Source organism: Amazonocrinis nigriterrae CENA67 (assembly GCF_016056305.1).
Lineage (GTDB): Bacteria > Cyanobacteriota > Cyanobacteriia > Cyanobacteriales > Nostocaceae > Amazonocrinis > Amazonocrinis nigriterrae.
The window spans coordinates 85,657-103,218 of sequence record NZ_JAECZC010000003.1; the positions used below are offsets into that span (position 1 = coordinate 85,657).

Consider the following 17,562-nt stretch of genomic DNA (forward strand, 5'->3'; position numbering starts at 1 on the left):
TACGTGAATAGCGTACAGCTTAACATTAAATTAGTATAAACCTCGTGATTTCCGAAAAAATACACGATTACGCAAATTATGTGTACTTCAGCTTCTTATAGTTTTTTGCTTATAAATACAAAGCCACGACTTTTATTTGATGCAGGATCAATTGTTAGCATTGCTTTCCACAAATCTGTTGTTTTTACCCAAACTGGTGGATACTTATAACGAGAAACATCAAAAATTAAAAATCTATCTGTTTGCTCATTGTATGCTGCTAACGGGGAAATATGCCCACCTTTTTCTTGACCAATTTCTTTACGTAAATAGTTGACCAAAACAAAATTATGTGGCTGTTTTAAGTTTTCGGCTGCTTGTCTACGAAACTGCTCTAAACTGGTGTCGGCAGCGTGGTAAACATTAACTTTAACATCATAGCTGGCTATTAAGTTTCCTAACTGTTCCAGAGTCATACCTTGGCGAGATACTAGCTCAGAGGTTAGGATTTTTTTTGTATTCTCATTACTAAAAAAGTTTTCTTGAGTGAATACTCGATATGGCTTGTACTGTGGTGCTTCTGGCGCAGGAATTCCCAAACTATTCAGCACCATAACAATACTGGCAACACCACAATAAGCCTGATTATTTTGGGTAACAAACTGCATACTTAGTGGGAAAAAGTCTTCTTTTGATTTACTGTCGAGTAATAATTTTTTACCTTCAGGCTCATTAAAACCAATTAAATTCGGTGGAAGAGGTAATGTTTGTGAGAGAACAGTTCCACCAGATATACATAGCCCAATAATTAAAAAATTGAAAGATTTTTTGCCAATTTTTAGTAAGATACCATTCATAAGCACCATAAAATTCTCACATCACATAAGTAAATAGTCTCACACCAAGATGCTAAGAAAGTATCAAATTTTCTGAATAAGTCTGTAATCGTCAGTTTTGCTACTTGTTGTTATTTGGGATCTTACGTAAGTACTAAGAATAAGCCATATCTACAGCCTGGATATGAGATCTATACCAAATTGCATTCAACAGTAATAGAGAAAATTAGAGAGATGAGGGCGTTATTACTTCAGCATTTCCAGATGCTATTTCTCAACTAAACTTAGTATTAATATTAACTTTAATTTCAGTACATTTGGTATAGTCAAAGTAATCAAATGGAGAGAGTATTCAAGTTATACATTCAATAAAATCGCAATAAGTAATATATTCTTGATCGTGCGATCGCCTTTTCCCCTATGAGTACTGTACCATACTTCTGGTAGTAAAAGAAACTCGTAATCAGACTAAGTGCCATCGCTTTGTTAGCAGGTGCTACCCTCAATTGCTCTGAAGGTTTGATTAACTCGAAATCCTAACATATTCATGAATTTCTATTGCTTAGCAAGCACTATAAAATATAATAGCTACCTAAAATAAGGTTGCAATGCAAATTCTGAAAGTACTAACTAGAGTTTATCTGAGTCCAGCAGACTTAGACGATGCGATCGCTTTCTATGAAAACCTGTTTACAGAAAAATGCTGGTTATGGTTTGAATATTCCGAAACTGGCTTAGAACTCGCCGGCGTCGGTTCTATTCTTTTAATTGCTGGTTCGGCTGAAGCACTTTCTCCATTTAAGAGTACACAAGCAACATTTCTTGTTGATTCACTCAATGATTTTCGAGAAGCACTCGCTTTGCAGGGTGCAGTAATTCTGGCGGAACCAAACAAAGTTCCAACTGGTGCTAACATGCGAGCGATGCATCCTGATGGAACAATTGTAGAATACGTTGAATTTGGGTAATTACAGCGGGGAAATGAGGGGAATAGGGTGATGGGGAGATGGGAAGCAGGGGAGGGGAGATGGAAAGATGAGGGTAAAATAACTCCTAACTCCCAACTCTTAACTCCTAACTGCTCATCTACACAGGCTGTGGTTTCAGTAAATCTGTTTTGGTGAGAAATTCATTAAACGGAGTGGCAACTTGGTCTAGTGTGGCAACTGTGGGTGTTTGTAGTGGTAAACGGGGAAAGAGTAATTCAGCGACTCGATAAGCTTCTTCGAGATGGGGATAACCTGAAAATACAAAGGTATCGATTCCAAGGTCGGCATATTCCAGCATTCGCGCTGCAACTTTATCTGGATCTCCTACTAAAGCAGTCCCAGCACCTCCACGCACTAAGCCAACACCAGCCCATAAATTGGGACTAATTTCTAAGTTGTTGCGTTCGCCATTATGCAACTTTGCCATGCGCCGCTGTCCTTCTGATTCGGATTGAGCAAAGCGTCGATAAGCAGCGGCTATAGTTTCATCATCCACATACTGAATGAGTTCATTTGCTGCATCCCATGCTTTTTGTGTGGTTTCGCGCACTATGACATGCATCCGAATGCCAAAGCGTACTGTTCTCTCTTGTTCTGCTGCTAATCGCCGTACCTTAGCAATTTTTTCGGCAACTTGTTGCGGTGGTTCACCCCAGGTTAAATACACATCAATGTGTTTGGCTGCAACCTGAAGGGCAGCATCGGAAGAACCACCAAAATATAAGGTAGGATAAGGCTTTTGGACTGGCTGAAATTGCAGCTTTGCACCTGCAACTTTCAAATGACGACCGCTAAAGGTAACTTCTTCACCTTGCATAAGCGATCGCCAAATTGTTAAAAATTCATCTGTCAGTTCATAACGCTGGTCATGGTCTAAAAAAACGCCATCTTTAGCCAGTTCTTTTGTATCGCCGCCTGTAACCACATTTAAAATAATTCGACCGTTAGAAATTTGGTCAAATGTAGCAGCCATCCTCACTGCTACAGAAGGCGACATAATTGCCGGACGAAACGCAACTAGAAACCGTAGGCGTTGCGTAACTGCTATTAAAGAGGTGGCAACAATCCAAGTATCCTGTTTTTGTCCAGTACCAATCAACATACCACCATAGCCCAATTTATCAACGGCTTGGGCAATTTGCTGCATATAAGGATAAGTAGCTGGTCGTCTGCCAATTGTTGTGCCTAAATACCGCTCGTCTCCCTGTGTTGGTAAATACCAAAAAACTTCCATAATTCCTCTGTTTTACATTGAAGTTACATCAACAAACAATCAAATTCTTTGCCCATACCATAACTTGACTATTTTGAATTAGTCCCTATTTTTGACTAATTGTTTCTGGCGTGATAGCTGCGTATTGTTCACTATTCAGCATTGCTTCTTTAATATCTATGGGTTTGGGAATTACTTTTTCTTGGGCAAATAAATCTGCTATTTTCTGTTGATTTACCATGATTTCTGGAGTAATTGGTCTTAACCCGTAAGTCCGTCTTTTGACCATCTCCGTTAAAATATCTTCATCCAGTTTGAGTTGAGGAGCAATCAATTTCACAACTTCTGCTGGGTTGTTTTCAGCCCATTGTCCAATATTATTTATTTCCTCAAGAATTAAGCGAACTAACTTCGGATTTTCTGTAGCGAACTGGCGCGAAGCCATGTAAAATCCGCCTTGAGTAGCAATGCCACTTGCATCTCTTAAAAGCCGAGCTTTTGCAATTTTTTGTGCCAATGCTAAATTAGGATCCCAAGTTACCCAAGCATCTATTTTACCTTGAATAAAAGCGCCACGGGCTTCAGTGGGAGGCATACTGATAGCTTGAATATCACTGTATTTTAAATCAGCCTCTTCTAAAGCTTTGATTAATAGATAATGGGAAGCAGAACCTTTTTGAAAAACTATTTTTTGACCTTTGAGGTCAGCTAAAGTCCGAATTTGCGAATTATTTTGAACTACAATTCCGCTTCCTTTACCACTGCTAGGTTTGTTACTAGCAATATATACCAATGATGTACCAGCTGCTTGGGCAAATATTGGAGGTGTTTCACCAACAGAACCAATATCAACCCTACCAACATTCATTGCTTCCATTAGTTGTGGCCCTGCTGCAAATTGCGCCCATTCCACAGAAACACCCAAGGATTGCAGACGTTTTTCAATCACACCTTTGAGTTTGACAATATCTCCAGCACTTTGATATCCCATGTGGACAACTTTAGCTTTAATGCCACTGTTCGGATTCTCTGCTTTGGGAGTTTCTACTGAGCAACTCACTAAAGTTGTTGATAGGCTGAATAAACCAGGTATTACTAATAAGCTAAAACGCTGAAAAATGTTAAGTTTAGTCTTTGTAAATGAAGCGGTCATGGCAGGGTAAATGTATCCTTTTTGAGAGTAATCTGATATTTTGCTATAGGCGACTGTAAGTCGCGACTACACAGACAAAACCCGCCTGCGCGGGTTTGAAAATAATTTTATTGACAGTCAACAGTCATCAGTCATCTAACACCAAAATTTAGACTGTTTGAAGTTGAAGGTTCTTTTGGAACAGTTCTTTAACGTGTTTCCAAGCATCAGCAGCAGCTTCTGGATTGTAGCTAGTGCGATGGTTGCAGAAGAAACCATGTCCTGCGGCTGGATAGCGGAAGATGGTATGAGGAATTTGATATTTCTTCAATTCAGCTTCAATTTGTTCTGTATGTTCTAACGGGATTCCTGGATCTTCCAAACCAAAGAAGGCGTAAATAGGGCCTTTTATCTCTGGAGTGCGGGTAATGGTAGGTTTTCCACCACCAGGAGTTGAGTTAGTAATACCGCCACCGTAGAAGGAAGCTGTAACTTTAATATCTGGTAGTGTGGCGGCTAAGTAGACGACATGACCGCCAAAGCAGAAACCAATGGAACCGATCGCATCTTTTTGTACGTTTGGTAAAGTTCTCAAATAAGCGATCGCAGCTTGAATATCACTTAATATTTCCTCTGCTTTGGTCTGTTCCTTATATTGTCTGCCTTTCTGGATATCTTCAGGGGTGTATGCAGCCTCAAAACCCGGTGCAGTCCGTTGAAAAAGAGTAGGCGCGATCGCCACATACCCTTCTTGTGCAAACTTCTGGGCTACTTCCCGAATATGAATATTGACCCCAAAAATCTCTTGAATCACGATTACAGCCGGGAAAATCCCTGCTTTTGCAGGTTCAGCCAGATAAGCATCAATTTGCAAATCACCGTTGGAGATTTTAACTTGAGAGGTGCGAATTTCTGTGTTTGTCATTAGGGATTAGCCTGCAATTGCTTTTGGGACAGAATTACCTGTGGTAAGTTTTGTGTAAAACTACATTAACTTTACCGATTTACCGTATTTTTTAAATGTAGTATTTCACAAAGCATGTGTAAAGGCAAGTATTTTTTTGAAGGTGAAGGGGAAGGGGAAGGGGAAAGGGAAGGGGAAAGGCAAAAGTTTTTCTGATAGCCAGGTGAAGGCTTCTGGTGGTTTATGGCTGAGAACTTAAGGTACTAAGAGATTGAACGTTTGATTTTGTAGCTTTTTTGTTTGATATTTACTAACGGGAGAATCAACATGACGCTGAAGGCAGTTCATCATGTGCAGGTGACATACCCTACAGAAATGGAGTCAGCAATGCTGTTTTTCTACAGCCAAGTTTTGGGACTGACTGAAATACCCAGACCGTAGGTGGTCAAAAATAATTCTGGGGCATGGTATAAATTGGGAGACATTTAAACTAGGGGATTTTTTATCTAAAGGAAAAAATGCATTCTTAAACTAAAAATAGGTATTAATTAATACAAATATAATATAAGAATAAATTTTTGCTTACTCCCCACTCTCCACTCCCTACTCACTACTCCCTAATCTCCACTTTGGTAGCTTACTAGGGAAAATCCTTAAAATACTTGTATGGTGAGAACCGAAAATTACTTGGAGTAATTCTTGGAGTATGACTCCTAGTAATTTTGATGTAAAGATGGTATGGTCAGGCTTTAGTATAGCGATAGTACTTTTGTTCTCATCAAAAAAGTTGACTAGTTTATTTTTTTGATTCACAAAACCTGAAATCAGTACATTCGTGGTACTTAAGACTAGAATAAAAGCTAAAAACGTGGAATTGACGTTGTTATCATGATACCTATCGTTATTGAACAATCGGGTCGAGGCGAACGCGCTTTTGATATTTACTCACGACTGTTGCGTGAGCGCATCATCTTCTTAGGTCAACAGATTGATAGCAACTTAGCTAACTTAATTGTTGCCCAGCTGCTGTTTTTGGATGCTGAAGACCCAGAGAAAGACATTTACATGTATATAAATTCTCCCGGTGGTTCGGTGACAGCCGGTATGGGCATTTTTGACACCATGAAACACATTCGCCCTGATGTCTGTACCATTTGTACAGGACTAGCGGCGAGTATGGGCGCTTTTCTTCTCAGCGCTGGTGCTAAGGGTAAACGGATGAGTCTACCTCATTCTCGAATTATGATCCACCAACCTCTAGGTGGCGCACAAGGGCAAGCGACTGATATTGAAATTCAAGCGCGGGAGATTTTATATCACAAGCGACGGCTCAATGAGTATTTAGCCGAACACACTGGTCAGCCAATTGAACGCATTGCCGAAGATACTGAACGGGACTTCTTTATGTCGCCGGAGGAAGCTAAAGAATATGGCTTAATTGACCAAGTGATTGACCGTCACGCTGCTGGTAGTCGTCCAGCAGTTTCAGTTGTGAGTTAATAGTTAATAGTCAATGGTCATTAGTCATTAGTTGAGTTGACGCTCTACCTAGTTCAAACGGTTTAGAGCGTCAAAAGCTTGACAACATAAATGATTTAAGCTCTTTAGTTACAATTTAACCGTGAGCATATCCTCTTATTATTTGTCAGCGCGGTTAATATGACTGACGTAAACCCAGATATCAACGGAACTATTACGATCGCACTACAGCGTCAAGAGAATGGACAGTATGTTTGTCAGATGTCATCTTCTCTAAGCGATTTTCCCAAAGATAACCTGCAATGCTACGGTCAAACAAAGGAACATGCGATCGCCAACGCTTTAGAACAATTAGCCGATGAGTATCGCCGAATAGCGGAAGAACAACAAAATATAGATTGGCTCACAGTAGAGAGATCAGACTCTGGAGAACCAATTACTAAGCATTACCATGTAATTTTGCACTACGAACGCATTGCTGAGGAAGAATCGAAGTTTCAGGCAATGCACAATACAATCATGGGAAATACCGTGGTTGAAAATGCCAAGATTACCGTGATTGAGATTGATCCAGATATACCAATTGATCCTTTAGCGCGATCGTGGGATGGAGTGGGCTAGTGACATCAACAGGTATAACGCTTTTTCAAGACTTGAACACCGTTGCGATCGCCTATTTGATTCCAGCCTAATCTGACTTAAAGATTTTGCACGAAAAACGTTTTACTGTTCAAGCGGGCGGCGGGAATCGAACCCGCATTAATAGCTTGGAAGGCTATAGTTTTACCACTAAACTACGCCCGCAAATTTCCAACTTAAATAAGATAACATACTTGAAACTAAAATTCAAGCATCCAGTCATACCAAATCGAAAAAGTTAGTATGTTGTTGCTATTATACAAAATAGCATTTTAGTCAAGACTATCATTCCAAAATTCAAAAACTGAGTCAAAGTTAACGCCGCTCTATTTTGATACGTACAAACAGATTGCTCCATTCCGGTGGTGTTGTGCCATCTGGATAGCGTGCAGGCTGAAATTTTTCACCTTGGAAAACATCATTGGCGAATTCCTCATATTTGCTTTTTGAAGCTTGTGGTATCGCTTGATCTATAACTTTAGCTTCTATAAACTTACCAGTGTTATCAATTATTAACGATACTAAAAACTCTACAGCAGGAAGTTCAAGGTTGCTATTGATGTAAAGTGAGGCAACTTGTTTTTCGTTGCTTCCTATGTGTTCAGCTAGTTTCAAGTTTTTGGGTAAAGGCTCTCGCATCAATTTTCTCTGCTCGTCTTCACTCACAGGAACCCAGCTTGCAAATATTCCTGTTTGTGTTTGAGGTTCTGGAGGTGGCGGTAACTGTTCGCCAGTACCTACTGGTTTGTCTTGCTGTGCTTGTTCACGTTGGCGTTGTTGTTCAGCCTCTTGGAGTTGGCGTTGTTGTTCAGCCTCTTGGAGTCGGCGTTGTTGTTCAGCCTCTTGGAGTTGGCGTTGTTGTTCAGCCTCTTGGAGTTGGCGTTGTTGTTCAGCCTCTTGGAGTTGGCGTTGTTGTTCAGCCTCTTGGAGTCGGCGTTGTTGCTCAGCCTCTTGGAGTTGGCGTTGTTGAATGTTCGCTCTTTTTTCGCTTGCAGATGCGATCGCTCGTTTTTCGCTTGCAGATGCGATCGCTCCTTGATTTGAAATATCAGCAGCAGGAGGTGTTACCGCTAATTGATCTGTTTTAGTTACTTGCTTAGGTAATTTCGCTGCTTGTGAATTTTGATTTTTCGATAGTCGGTTTGCGACAACTGGTTTTACACTTGCTCTTGATTTTGCTTGAGGAGAAATTTCTACTAACTCAATGGGAATATCTGCTTGCTCTTGCTGCGAAAATCCCAGTCTAATCACATGAGATGAACGAATTAGCCAGAAAGCCAGCAAATGCAAGGAAATTGAACTGATAGCTACAGCAATCCATAAACCGGGTGGATCGGTGTGTCGCCTCCAGAAGTGATCTGAAATTGGTGTTTTGTCTGCAACCGATCTTGTCATATTACATTTGAAACTAGATATGATTCGGTGCTTTTACAGCTAATGCCTAATCGCTAAGAAACACTTTTAACCTTAGAGGTTGTTTGTCAAGTATTAATAATTTTGCATTATAAAAATAATGGTGAGTAAAATTCTTGCTACAATCAAGCTGAAAACACTATATTTGTTGTTTTAAAGACTCCCAAATCAACAAATATCCCACTGTTCACAGTCAACGTTCATCAGTCATCAGTAGGGGTGGGTTGATGAATATTGTCACATGATAATCCGAGGATATTTGTGAATCTGCCCCTACTTCAACCGGGATAATTTATTTTTTGAAGTTTTCTTACTTGAGTTGAATATTCAAAACAAGTTTTCAAATATCCTTTTAACGATTAGCAATTAGCTCTGATGCAACAGCGAAGGTGAGAACTGTTTCATCTATTCCTTTAAGTTTGAGTGGACTACCTTTGGTAATTTCTTCATCTTGTAAATAATCTGCTACAGCAGCGGAAACCAGGATAGTGCCAGGAATAGCAGCAGCTTGTAACCTAGCAGCAATATTTACACTTGGCCCAATGGCTGTGTAGTCGGCCCGTTCAGCACTACCAAACATGCCCACAACAGCTGTACCTTGATGGATGCCACAGCGAAACTCTACACCATTATGTCCGTTGGCATCGAATATACCTTGCTCTTGCCAGCGCTGGTTTAACTCAACCAGTGAACGTTGCATACCTCTTGCGGTGTTAACAGCACGACGCACCTGTTCATTTGGGCTAAGTTCTTCAGGCGCTCCGTATAAAGCCAAAATAGCATCTCCCATAAATTTATCTACGGTTCCACCATTGTCAAAGACAACGGTGGTCATAACTTCTAGATATTCATTTAGTAACTCTGCTACTCGCCGAGATCTGAGGGTATTTGCTAGCTGTGTAAAACCCACGATATCGCTAAATAAAACTGTGATCAAGCGCGGTTCTGGTCGTAAATCTAGTGTCAAAGCTCCAGCTGCGGCTTTTTGCACTAATACAGCTGGCAAAAAGCGCTTGAGGACTGATTCTGTGAGGTAAGTATTTAGCTCCACAACCTTTCGTTCATTTTCCTTCAAGGCTAAGAGATTCCTGACTTCTGCCAGAAGTTCCCGGTCGTTAAAAGGTTTTGCTAAATAAGCATCCGCACCATGTTCTGTACTTTCAATGCGGGTTTCTTCATCAACTTTCGCTGTCAGCAGGATAATTGGTGTTCCTTTTAACTTTTCCTCATTACGGATCATCCGAATCATTTCCAGCCCTGTCACTAAGGGCATCATTAAGTCAGTAACAATTAAACTAGGTGAAATTTCTTGAGCTATTCCGAATCCTTCATAACCGTTACGAGCTGTCTTAACTTGATAGCCGTTGCGGCGGAGTATATCAGATACATAAGTTCGCAAATCTGGGTTATCATCTACAACTAAAATAGAATGCCTAGTTGCTTGCTCAGTGATGGATGCCAGATGCTGAGTACCAATAGTTGGTGATAAATTTTTTGTAAAATCCTCAATATTATCTGTAATAGGTTCTAATGGTTCCAAATCAACTAGTTCGACACTAGCGCGGCTTGTGTTGACTTCAACAGGAGTGTCTAGCAATTGTTCTGGGGGTAAGTGAGCGTTTCCAGCCACAAGAGATAAGGTAAAGGTAGTACCTTGTCCGTAAACTGATTCGACACTAACTTTACCGCCGTGCAGTTCCACAAGTTCTTTGACTAAAGCTAAACCTAGACCACTGCCTTCATAAGAGCGGTTCTCTGAACCTTCGGCTTGGCGGAAGCGCTCAAATAAGTAGGGAATTTGCTCTTGAACAATGCCAATTCCGGTATCTTGTACTTGTAGTATGCAATGGTTTTCTTGAGATAGCAATTTGACAGTAATTGTCCCACTTTCAGGTGTAAATTTCATGGCATTAGACAGGAGGTTATAAACCACCTTGTCAAATTTTTCTATATCTAAATACACTGTGGGACATTTACTGAAGTCTGTCACTAGATGTAGTCCCTTTTTCTCACAATAGGGACGAAAAGAATCAACGATTTGACTGACAAATTCAACTAGATCACTAGGACGGAAATTAGGCTGCATCCTGCCAGCATCTAAGCGTTGTAAATCTAGTAGTTGGTTTACCAGTCTTAGCAGGCGGCGAGAGTTACGTAGAGCGATCGCACTTTGGGCATAAGATAATCCTTCACCAGCCCCCACTGCTGACTCTAAAGGCCCTTGAATCAAGGTGATGGGAGTGCGGAACTCGTGGGAAATATTTTGAAAAAATTCGGTTTTTTGTTTATCTAGTTGTAATAAGCGCTCAGCTTGCTCACGAGTTTTGTGGTATAGACGTGACTGCTGTACAGCGATCGCTGCTTGTGCTGCTACTGCTTTTGCTAACTCGATATCAGATGAAACCCATCGCCGTGCTTTGCTACCTTCACGAAGAGTGATACTTCCAATGCATTTGCCGTCAGCTAGTAAAGGGACAACCATTAGCGATCGTGCTGGCTTTTTCCAAGGCAAATCTAACCCTTGGATTGCTGAAGAGCGATCGCTCATATCATTAATTACCACAGGCTCCTGAGTACGCAAGATTTCTCTGAGTATGGGATTTTCTTGGATAGGTGCTTGAGAGTTGGGTAATTGCTGAATTACAGAATTATGGCTAACAATTAAATTTTTGCCTTTCCCTGACGGTTGGGAATTATCAGAATGTTGAGAACTATCATACAAAGCTACACAATCAACAAACTCATCTTCTTCTGTCCACAAAGACAGGACACAGCCATCGACTTGTAGGGCTTGTCCAAGTTGGTAGGTGATAGCTGCGAAGATATCTTGAGGGTCTAGGCTAGAGCGAATCGCAGTAGTAATAGTATTAATCAGGCCCTCTCGCTTGGCAAGGGCACGTACCTGCTCGTATGCATAAGCTTGAGACAAAGCTAAGGCTGCCTGATCTGCTACCATCAACACTAATTGCACCTCGTCCTTACTCCAAAAGCGGGGTTGGGAACATTGGTGTAGTGCCAGCACTGCCATCAATTCCTGTTGGCAAATCAGGGGTACAACTAGGCTAGAGCAAATGTTAGCAGTGGCGAAAGCTAAAGTGCGTTGCTGCATTTCGGGAGTTTCGCCTTGGATGCGTTCATCACCTGCTACATCATGAATTACCTGAACTTCGCGGGTTTCCCAGACTGTTTGAGCCAAAACAGACAGAGGTGAATTTACATCTTCTACACTCTCTCCGGCTCCAATTGGCTGAGTTTTCTGGTAAATGAATCCTTCATCCACCAACTGTTCATCTTGGAAGGGACGTAAAAGACAAACATCTACTTCCAACATATGACCAACTGTATCGACAATTGTTTGTAGAATTTGCCGATAGTCTAAGGCACTGCGGATTGTATTTGTGATGGTATTTAGCAGCGATTCCTGACGGAGTGTGCGTGTCAGTTCGCGGGTACGAGCTTTGAGGACGTTGTGGGTATCTAGGGCCTGGCGTACAACTGCTTTGAGATCCTCCGCTTCCCACGGTTTAGTTACATATTTGAATACCTTACCAGCATTAATTGCTTCTACTAGGTCTTCAACATCAGTGTAGCCAGTTAAAATAATCCGGATAATATCTGGATATTGAGTCGCTGTCAGGCTCAAAAATTCTGTACCGCTCATTATCGGCATTCGCTGATCGGAGATGATCACTGAAACCTCTCCTTCTTGCGCTAACAAATCCAGCGCTGCAGGACCAGATGTTGCCCTCAGCACCTTATAGTCGCGATAGAAGGTGCGGTAAAGCAAGTCAAGGTTGTCTGGTTCGTCATCAACAACCAAAATTTTCGGCTTACTGTTTACTTGAGATTTCATGCACCGCTTTCCTGCTGCAACGGCAGTTGGATAAAGAATAATCTGATCAGGGTGGAATGGTTCTGAGTCAGGTAAGAGCAGAGCATTTCTACCAATGAGGCTTTTTGGTTATATGACTGCTGAGTGTGGGAATATTTACTGACAGTAAGTGGCCTCACTAGCTTGTAACGATCGCTATTGGCTCTAGTGCAGCGCAATCGGGTTCATAGTTAGTTGTCGTTCTATAGAGTTGATGCTTGTTTGCCAAATCTTCCCTCACCTCCAGCGATAACTCTCCAATCATCTCTACAGCACTCAAGGCTGGTTGAAAAAGCCAGATGAAGCTGCATATTAAGTTTTCCCGTTGCAGCAGTTGCACTAACACTTGCATGTAAATTTTATTTATGACATTCATGGTAGGGTCAGCGATATTACAACAATATGATTTAAAAACAAAGTATACTATTTATATAAATACCTCTTTACCAATCTAGCAATCAGAAATATAAGTTAGACAAGTAGCATTGATTAGAAAATTAGGTATAGTTTCTCCAGCACCTAGGTTCCTTTACAATCACCACTTCACTTTTTCATGGAAACTGGTATTAGTGTAGTGGCAATCCAATGAAACCACTCAGTAACCCAACTAAAGCTAGTTAAAAGCAAAATTAGCCGAGGTTTGGCTGTAAGAAAATCTCGCGGTCACTCAAGTCAGTATTACTGTCAACTGCTTTGTTGCCTAGAGTTAAATTACAAGTCTAGTTTTGCTGATTAGTTGCATTTAGCCAAGTGAATTTTTCAACTTGATTTCAGCAACACGGTAAACACTTGTTTGTGGAACTGGTAGTTAAACATTGCCTGGCACTGTTAATTATACTACCTTTGATTGCTATTAAGCTGACGACATATGAAGCTCCAAGCCTCCAGATAAGCCAGATAATACTTTTCGTCTAGGCATCAACGACCTCCTTTATGTTCTGGGAAAACGTGAGATAGCTCTGGTGGTGAGCTTTCCCTCCAAAGGAACTGCGGTGAGAAAATTTTGTACTCTGTTTACTCGACAATTTAAGTAAGAAGTTGTAATCTCACTGTAATTTCAACATTCCAACCTAATTTTAGTTTTAAAATAGCTTATACGGTGTTGTAGCATTTTGAAAAAAATCTTCGTTGAATGCAATCAACAGACCGCGGTGTTAGCGTAGCTAAGCTCTGTTCTTTGGGTTTTTACGCCACATGTATGGCTGTAGGGTTTCCTGACAGCCGCACATCGGGGGCTATGGATCCCCACGAAGTGGGGATTGGGGGAGAACCACGCCAGATGCTTCAAGTCGGCATAGGCGACGACAGTCGCTTCAAGTCGGCAAAGCCTTTCGGCAATCGCTCATGGGGAGCCACTGCGTTGCGGAGGTTTCCTCCGTTGTAGCAAGTGGCGTGGGAACCCCCAAGACCCTTACGGGTGACGCTCGCAAGCTCGCTAACGCTCTTGCTAACGGCAGTCCCCCAGACGCTCGGAAAGCGTAGCGTCTCCCCTTGGGAGAAGACTCGCGCAACGCTTGCGCTAACGTCGGAAACCGCTCCTGTCGGGGGATGCCTCACAGCGTTGCCGACGCTCCTACGTCGCTACCGCTACGCTAACACCACAGCGCTGTTTCCCCAACGAACTGGCTCCCTAAGACCCGTACTGCAAAGCAGAATCCTTTCACCGTTGGGCGAAGCCCATCCTACAGGTTAGGTGTTCCCGTTCCCAAGGGAGAGGTTCCCGCTTTCTTAGGGTAGGGCGCCTTGCACTGTTAGCGTTGCGAAGATCGTGAGTCTTCTCCCAAGGGGAGCCACTCACTCACTGCCTCCCCAGGATGAACCACCGAAAGGGTTTCTCGACTTAAGGAGAGTGGCTCTTCAAGTGGAGGATGTGGCGTCCATTATGGGGGCTACCTCACAGCAGTGGTTCTTCCCTGTGATCCTCAGGCCCCCAATACGGTTCGGTTAAAGGGGAAAGGGGAAAGGGAAAAGGGGAAGAAAAACCTTTAACCCAAGCCCAGTAACCTTTTCCCCAAACCCTATTGTGAGTTTAAAATGCTTATCCGAACCGTATTGCTCAGGCCCCGATTTCTCCAGTCCCTTTTATTATGAAACTAACCTTGACATCCTGGTTTTTTGAGCCTCACTACCAACAGCCAATAGCATCTGCGGCAGAGCAAGCTCCTTGCAAATTTCACATTCGTACTGCTACACCTGCTGATTTGACTGGCATTGCCCAAATTATTGCTGAAAGCTTTCACTCCCAAGATGGTTTCTGGGGATGGGCTTTTCCATTACTACGTTTGGGTATTTATGAAGACTTCAGGCATCGCTTGTCCTCACCTACACCCCATCAGGTTTGTTTGGTTGCTGTTGACACTACTAGTACAGATCATAAGTTAATAGGAACTGTAGAAATGGGTGTACGTTTCGCTGATTCGTGGATACAGGTTAGCAAAAGTTTTCCTTATTTGTCTAATTTAGCTGTTCATCCTCAATATCGAAGATATGGTGTAGCATCTGGGTTACTTATGAGTTGTCAACAAATTTCACAAGAATGGGGATTTCAAGACTTATACCTCCACGTTTTAGAAAATAACTATCAGGCACGACAGCTTTATTTCAAGCTGGGATATAGAGTACATAAAGTGGAATCTAACTGGAATAAATTTTTATTCAGACGCTCTCGACAGATTTTATTACATAAAAATTTGAGAGTTGATTCAACGACTTGAATTTTATTTGATCAATTAATTTATTTTAACTAACTATTACATAGTTGACAAACTCTCATAATGATCCCCGACTACAATACCTATTCAGTCGATGAACTATATAGACAATCAATATAAGAATCCTAATGCTTGATGCTTTCAAATGAAAGTAATTAAAAATTATACCTCTAACAATAGATATTATGAAAGTAGGTTTTTACTATAAGAATACTAAAAATTTTAACTGAAATAAGCTGTTGAGCTATATATAAAAAAATGTGAATTTTATTTTTTAGCTAAAAAATATTTTTTGTAAATCGAAAACAAGATTATAATATTGCTGATAAGTAAAAATACACTTAATCAAACATTAGTTCCTCATAATAACTTTGTATCTTAGATATTTATCTTTATAAAAACTTTAAAAAAAATTAGTGTAATTTACAGACAAATTCAGTTAAATCTCATAAAATATAACTACCTGATTTCCAAAGCAACACTTATTTATTTCTATCTTTAGTTAAATTTGCCAAAAAATTCTTGAGAATAATAAGAATTAAAAATTTGGTTTAATTTAATAACTAAGTCCTTGCTTTAAGTCTATAAAACCACCAAATCACTCAAAAGTTTGAGAAAACATGGATAGCGAAAACCACCAACGCTATCAAGCTAGTATGGTATCAACATATTACCCTGAAACTAGTTTCCTTGACCATCTTGTCATGTCAGATGGAACTGAGCAATCATATAGCTCGGATATACTTACGCTTCTACACAGTGGAAAAGTTTTCATTGTTAATAGTCGCAAGCGGAATGGTTTGATACTTTTCAAACGCTATCATGCAGAATTTGCTGGCCCTGGAGCAGCAGTTGGTGGCGATTACGATTGTGATTGCCAGAAAGCTTTGTGTGTAGGTAATTTGTCTTTGTTAACTCCCGAATCTTATGACGATCGCCAGAAAGCCTACTTAATTAGGCGACAGTGGATTCGCTTGATTAAACAAATTACAGAAAACCCGGTTCCACAGCAGCGAGTCCAAAAGATTTTGGATCAATTTGAACAATACTTCCCTCCAGAAATGGTGGCTAGTCTTCCTGATGTTGCCTTTGCTCTCTTAGTGGGGGTGCTACCGCAAACGGTGGGATTAGTACGCCGTTTGGGTAGCGATGTCAATTGCAGGCTTAATTACTGAGTGAATCACGAAAATTTCAGATTTGCCAGAGCAGCTTGTAATCGATTAATGGTGCGGGCATTTTCTTCAGGTGTTCCGATGGTAATTCGTAATCCTTGACTAATCTCGCGTACCACAGTGCCGTAGCTGCCAAGTTTTTGGTGAAGACTTTTTAAAGCAGCGTCTTGTGGATGAGAGCCATTTAATTTGAGACGCACGAAAACAAAATTAGCAGCACTTTCTGCAACTTGTAATTCTGAGTGATGAGATAAAGCTTGGATCAATTTGGCTCGTTCCCTTAGAGTTTGGGGAATTGACTCAAGTAATATTTGGCGGTTTTGCAAAGCCATTAATGCCGCAACTATTGAAAAGCTGGGAAGATTGTAGGGTAGGCGAACTTTTTCTAAAATAGCGATCGCTTCTGGATGAGCAACACAATAGCCAACGCGAAGAGCTGCTAACCGAAATGCCTTAGAAAAAGTACGTAATATTACCCAGTTGGGGCGCTGTGCTAATTCGCCAACCAGAGTAGTCTGACTGAATTCAAAGTAAGCTTCATCAATTACTACCAAAATTTGCTCGCTAAGACTTCTTAACCATGCCAATTCTGCCGCAGTTAAAGGATTGGCAGTTGGGGAATTGGGATGTACAACGAAAACTACCCGAACTGGGGGATGTTGAGTTTGTTCCATAGCAGACTGTGCCGCTTTTAAGTCAATTTCAAAATTGACATCATTTCTACCCACCGTCACTACAGGAATTCCCAAAGTTTTTGCTAAAATCCCGTACATGGAAAAAGTGGGATTGGCAACTAGAATGCTTCCTTCTCCACCTAGACAGGTGGCGATTAATAAAGAGCGAATCAGTTCATCTGAACCATTGCCAACTGAAATATTGGCAGGAGTAAAAACAGATGGTAAGAGGCTAGCTGACTCATTGACGTACTCAGCGATCGCAAGTTTTAGTGTCTCATGTCCGCCATCAGGGTAACGATTTGTTTCTATTACCTGCTGATATGTCCAGGCCAGCTTTTCTTTCAACTCCGCCGGCAAATCATAAGGGCTTTCATTGGTATCCAGCCGATCAAGCTGCGTCGGCACAGGTTCAGCTGTATCGCTGCTGGGGTGGGGTTTGTAAGCGGTAAATTGGGCTAAATCTGAGCGAATGAATGGAAGCATAATTTTAGTTATTAGTCAATAATCATTTGTCATTTGTTATTTGTCAGTTGTTAGTTGTTTGTGT

General features: G+C 41.2%; 15 protein-coding genes and 1 tRNA gene. 7 read left to right on the forward strand and 9 right to left on the reverse strand.

The genetic code is table 11. The annotated features are described in order from the left end of the window. Nucleotides 1–95 precede the first annotated feature (95 nt). Nucleotides 96–836, reverse strand: coding sequence for a phytochelatin synthase family protein (locus tag I8748_RS03375; RefSeq protein ID WP_198123260.1), 741 nt, complete (start codon nucleotides 834–836; stop codon nucleotides 96–98). Between the two features lie 587 nt (nucleotides 837–1,423). On the opposite strand from I8748_RS03375, the gene I8748_RS03380 reads away from it, so the two are divergent. Next, nucleotides 1,424–1,783 carry a VOC family protein gene (locus I8748_RS03380; protein WP_198123261.1) on the forward strand — a complete coding sequence of 120 codons (360 nt, stop codon included), beginning with the start codon at nucleotides 1,424–1,426 and terminating at the stop codon, nucleotides 1,781–1,783. A gap of 118 nt (nucleotides 1,784–1,901) precedes the next feature. Here I8748_RS03380 and ssuD read toward each other — a convergent pair whose 3' ends face one another. The 3 genes from ssuD to I8748_RS03395 form a co-directional block, all read right to left on the reverse strand. Next, a complete protein-coding gene (gene ssuD, locus I8748_RS03385; protein ID WP_198123262.1) occupies nucleotides 1,902–3,038 on the reverse strand; it encodes an FMNH2-dependent alkanesulfonate monooxygenase in 1,137 nt (378 codons plus the stop codon). 85 nt (nucleotides 3,039–3,123) lie between these two features. Continuing rightward, nucleotides 3,124–4,170 (reverse strand): sulfonate ABC transporter substrate-binding protein, encoded by a 1,047-nt coding sequence (locus I8748_RS03390; protein WP_198123263.1) that lies wholly within the window; start codon nucleotides 4,168–4,170, stop codon nucleotides 3,124–3,126. A 148-nt stretch (nucleotides 4,171–4,318) separates the two neighbouring features. Then, entirely contained in the window at nucleotides 4,319–5,074 is a 756-nt protein-coding gene (locus tag I8748_RS03395; RefSeq protein ID WP_198123264.1) for a dienelactone hydrolase family protein, read from the reverse strand. 867 nt (nucleotides 5,075–5,941) lie between these two features. On the opposite strand from I8748_RS03395, the gene clpP reads away from it, so the two are divergent. Then, nucleotides 5,942–6,553: an ATP-dependent Clp endopeptidase proteolytic subunit ClpP gene (gene clpP / locus I8748_RS03405; RefSeq protein ID WP_198123265.1), complete on the forward strand. Its 612-nt coding sequence runs from the start codon at nucleotides 5,942–5,944 to the stop codon at nucleotides 6,551–6,553. 159 nt (nucleotides 6,554–6,712) lie between these two features. Then, a complete protein-coding gene (locus I8748_RS03410) occupies nucleotides 6,713–7,153 on the forward strand; it encodes a hypothetical protein (RefSeq protein WP_198123266.1) in 441 nt (146 codons plus the stop codon). Nucleotides 7,154–7,265: 112 nt separating this feature from the next. Here I8748_RS03410 and I8748_RS03415 read toward each other — a convergent pair. The 4 genes from I8748_RS03415 to I8748_RS03430 all read right to left on the reverse strand — a co-directional run bounded on the left by I8748_RS03415 (nucleotide 7,266) and on the right by I8748_RS03430 (nucleotide 12,831). Next, nucleotides 7,266–7,336: transfer RNA gene (locus I8748_RS03415), tRNA-Gly, on the reverse strand. Nucleotides 7,337–7,486: 150 nt separating this feature from the next. After that, nucleotides 7,487–8,566 (reverse strand): hypothetical protein, encoded by a 1,080-nt coding sequence (locus I8748_RS03420; protein WP_198123267.1) that lies wholly within the window; start codon nucleotides 8,564–8,566, stop codon nucleotides 7,487–7,489. 370 nt (nucleotides 8,567–8,936) lie between these two features. Further along, complete coding sequence (locus I8748_RS03425; RefSeq protein WP_198123268.1) at nucleotides 8,937–12,437, reverse strand: response regulator; 3,501 nt, start codon at nucleotides 12,435–12,437, stop codon at nucleotides 8,937–8,939. A 157-nt stretch (nucleotides 12,438–12,594) separates the two neighbouring features. Further along, entirely contained in the window at nucleotides 12,595–12,831 is a 237-nt protein-coding gene (locus tag I8748_RS03430) for a hypothetical protein (RefSeq protein WP_198123269.1), read from the reverse strand. 756 nt (nucleotides 12,832–13,587) lie between these two features. Here I8748_RS03430 and I8748_RS03435 point away from each other — a divergent pair. The 4 genes from I8748_RS03435 (at nucleotide 13,588) to I8748_RS03445 (ending at nucleotide 16,341) form a co-directional block, all read left to right on the forward strand. After that, entirely contained in the window at nucleotides 13,588–13,839 is a 252-nt protein-coding gene (locus I8748_RS03435) for a hypothetical protein (protein ID WP_198123270.1), read from the forward strand. Nucleotides 13,840–14,016: 177 nt separating this feature from the next. After that, nucleotides 14,017–14,148 carry a hypothetical protein gene (locus I8748_RS35605; RefSeq protein ID WP_263975717.1) on the forward strand — a complete coding sequence of 44 codons (132 nt, stop codon included), beginning with the start codon at nucleotides 14,017–14,019 and terminating at the stop codon, nucleotides 14,146–14,148. A gap of 394 nt (nucleotides 14,149–14,542) precedes the next feature. After that, nucleotides 14,543–15,169, forward strand: a complete 627-nt coding sequence (locus tag I8748_RS03440; protein ID WP_198123271.1) for a GNAT family N-acetyltransferase — start codon at nucleotides 14,543–14,545, stop codon at nucleotides 15,167–15,169. A 617-nt stretch (nucleotides 15,170–15,786) separates the two neighbouring features. Beyond that, nucleotides 15,787–16,341 carry a hypothetical protein gene (locus I8748_RS03445; protein WP_198123272.1) on the forward strand — a complete coding sequence of 185 codons (555 nt, stop codon included), beginning with the start codon at nucleotides 15,787–15,789 and terminating at the stop codon, nucleotides 16,339–16,341. A gap of 5 nt (nucleotides 16,342–16,346) precedes the next feature. Here the strand turns inward: I8748_RS03445 and I8748_RS03450 are convergent, their stop codons facing one another. Further along, complete coding sequence (locus tag I8748_RS03450) at nucleotides 16,347–17,498, reverse strand: histidinol-phosphate transaminase (protein WP_198123273.1); 1,152 nt, start codon at nucleotides 17,496–17,498, stop codon at nucleotides 16,347–16,349. Nucleotides 17,499–17,562: the final 64 nt, after the last annotated feature.

Excerpts from the sequence above, each read along its gene's own strand:
- I8748_RS03435 (WP_198123270.1), top strand. The coding sequence starts at position 13,588 with ATGCAATCAACAGACCGCGGTGTTAGCGTAGCTAAGCTCTGTTCTTTG.
- I8748_RS03430 (WP_198123269.1), bottom strand. The coding sequence starts at position 12,831 with ATGAATGTCATAAATAAAATTTACATGCAAGTGTTAGTGCAACTGCTG.
- I8748_RS03390 (WP_198123263.1), bottom strand. The coding sequence starts at position 4,170 with ATGACCGCTTCATTTACAAAGACTAAACTTAACATTTTTCAGCGTTTT.
- I8748_RS03380 (WP_198123261.1), top strand. The coding sequence starts at position 1,424 with ATGCAAATTCTGAAAGTACTAACTAGAGTTTATCTGAGTCCAGCAGAC.
- I8748_RS03420 (WP_198123267.1), bottom strand. The coding sequence starts at position 8,566 with ATGACAAGATCGGTTGCAGACAAAACACCAATTTCAGATCACTTCTGG.
- I8748_RS03440 (WP_198123271.1), top strand. The coding sequence starts at position 14,543 with ATGAAACTAACCTTGACATCCTGGTTTTTTGAGCCTCACTACCAACAG.
- clpP (WP_198123265.1), top strand. The coding sequence starts at position 5,942 with ATGATACCTATCGTTATTGAACAATCGGGTCGAGGCGAACGCGCTTTT.
- I8748_RS03425 (WP_198123268.1), bottom strand. The coding sequence starts at position 12,437 with ATGAAATCTCAAGTAAACAGTAAGCCGAAAATTTTGGTTGTTGATGAC.
- I8748_RS03375 (WP_198123260.1), bottom strand. The coding sequence starts at position 836 with ATGAATGGTATCTTACTAAAAATTGGCAAAAAATCTTTCAATTTTTTA.
- I8748_RS03445 (WP_198123272.1), top strand. The coding sequence starts at position 15,787 with ATGGATAGCGAAAACCACCAACGCTATCAAGCTAGTATGGTATCAACA.
- I8748_RS03395 (WP_198123264.1), bottom strand. The coding sequence starts at position 5,074 with ATGACAAACACAGAAATTCGCACCTCTCAAGTTAAAATCTCCAACGGT.
- I8748_RS03450 (WP_198123273.1), bottom strand. The coding sequence starts at position 17,498 with ATGCTTCCATTCATTCGCTCAGATTTAGCCCAATTTACCGCTTACAAA.
- ssuD (WP_198123262.1), bottom strand. The coding sequence starts at position 3,038 with ATGGAAGTTTTTTGGTATTTACCAACACAGGGAGACGAGCGGTATTTA.
- I8748_RS03410 (WP_198123266.1), top strand. The coding sequence starts at position 6,713 with ATGACTGACGTAAACCCAGATATCAACGGAACTATTACGATCGCACTA.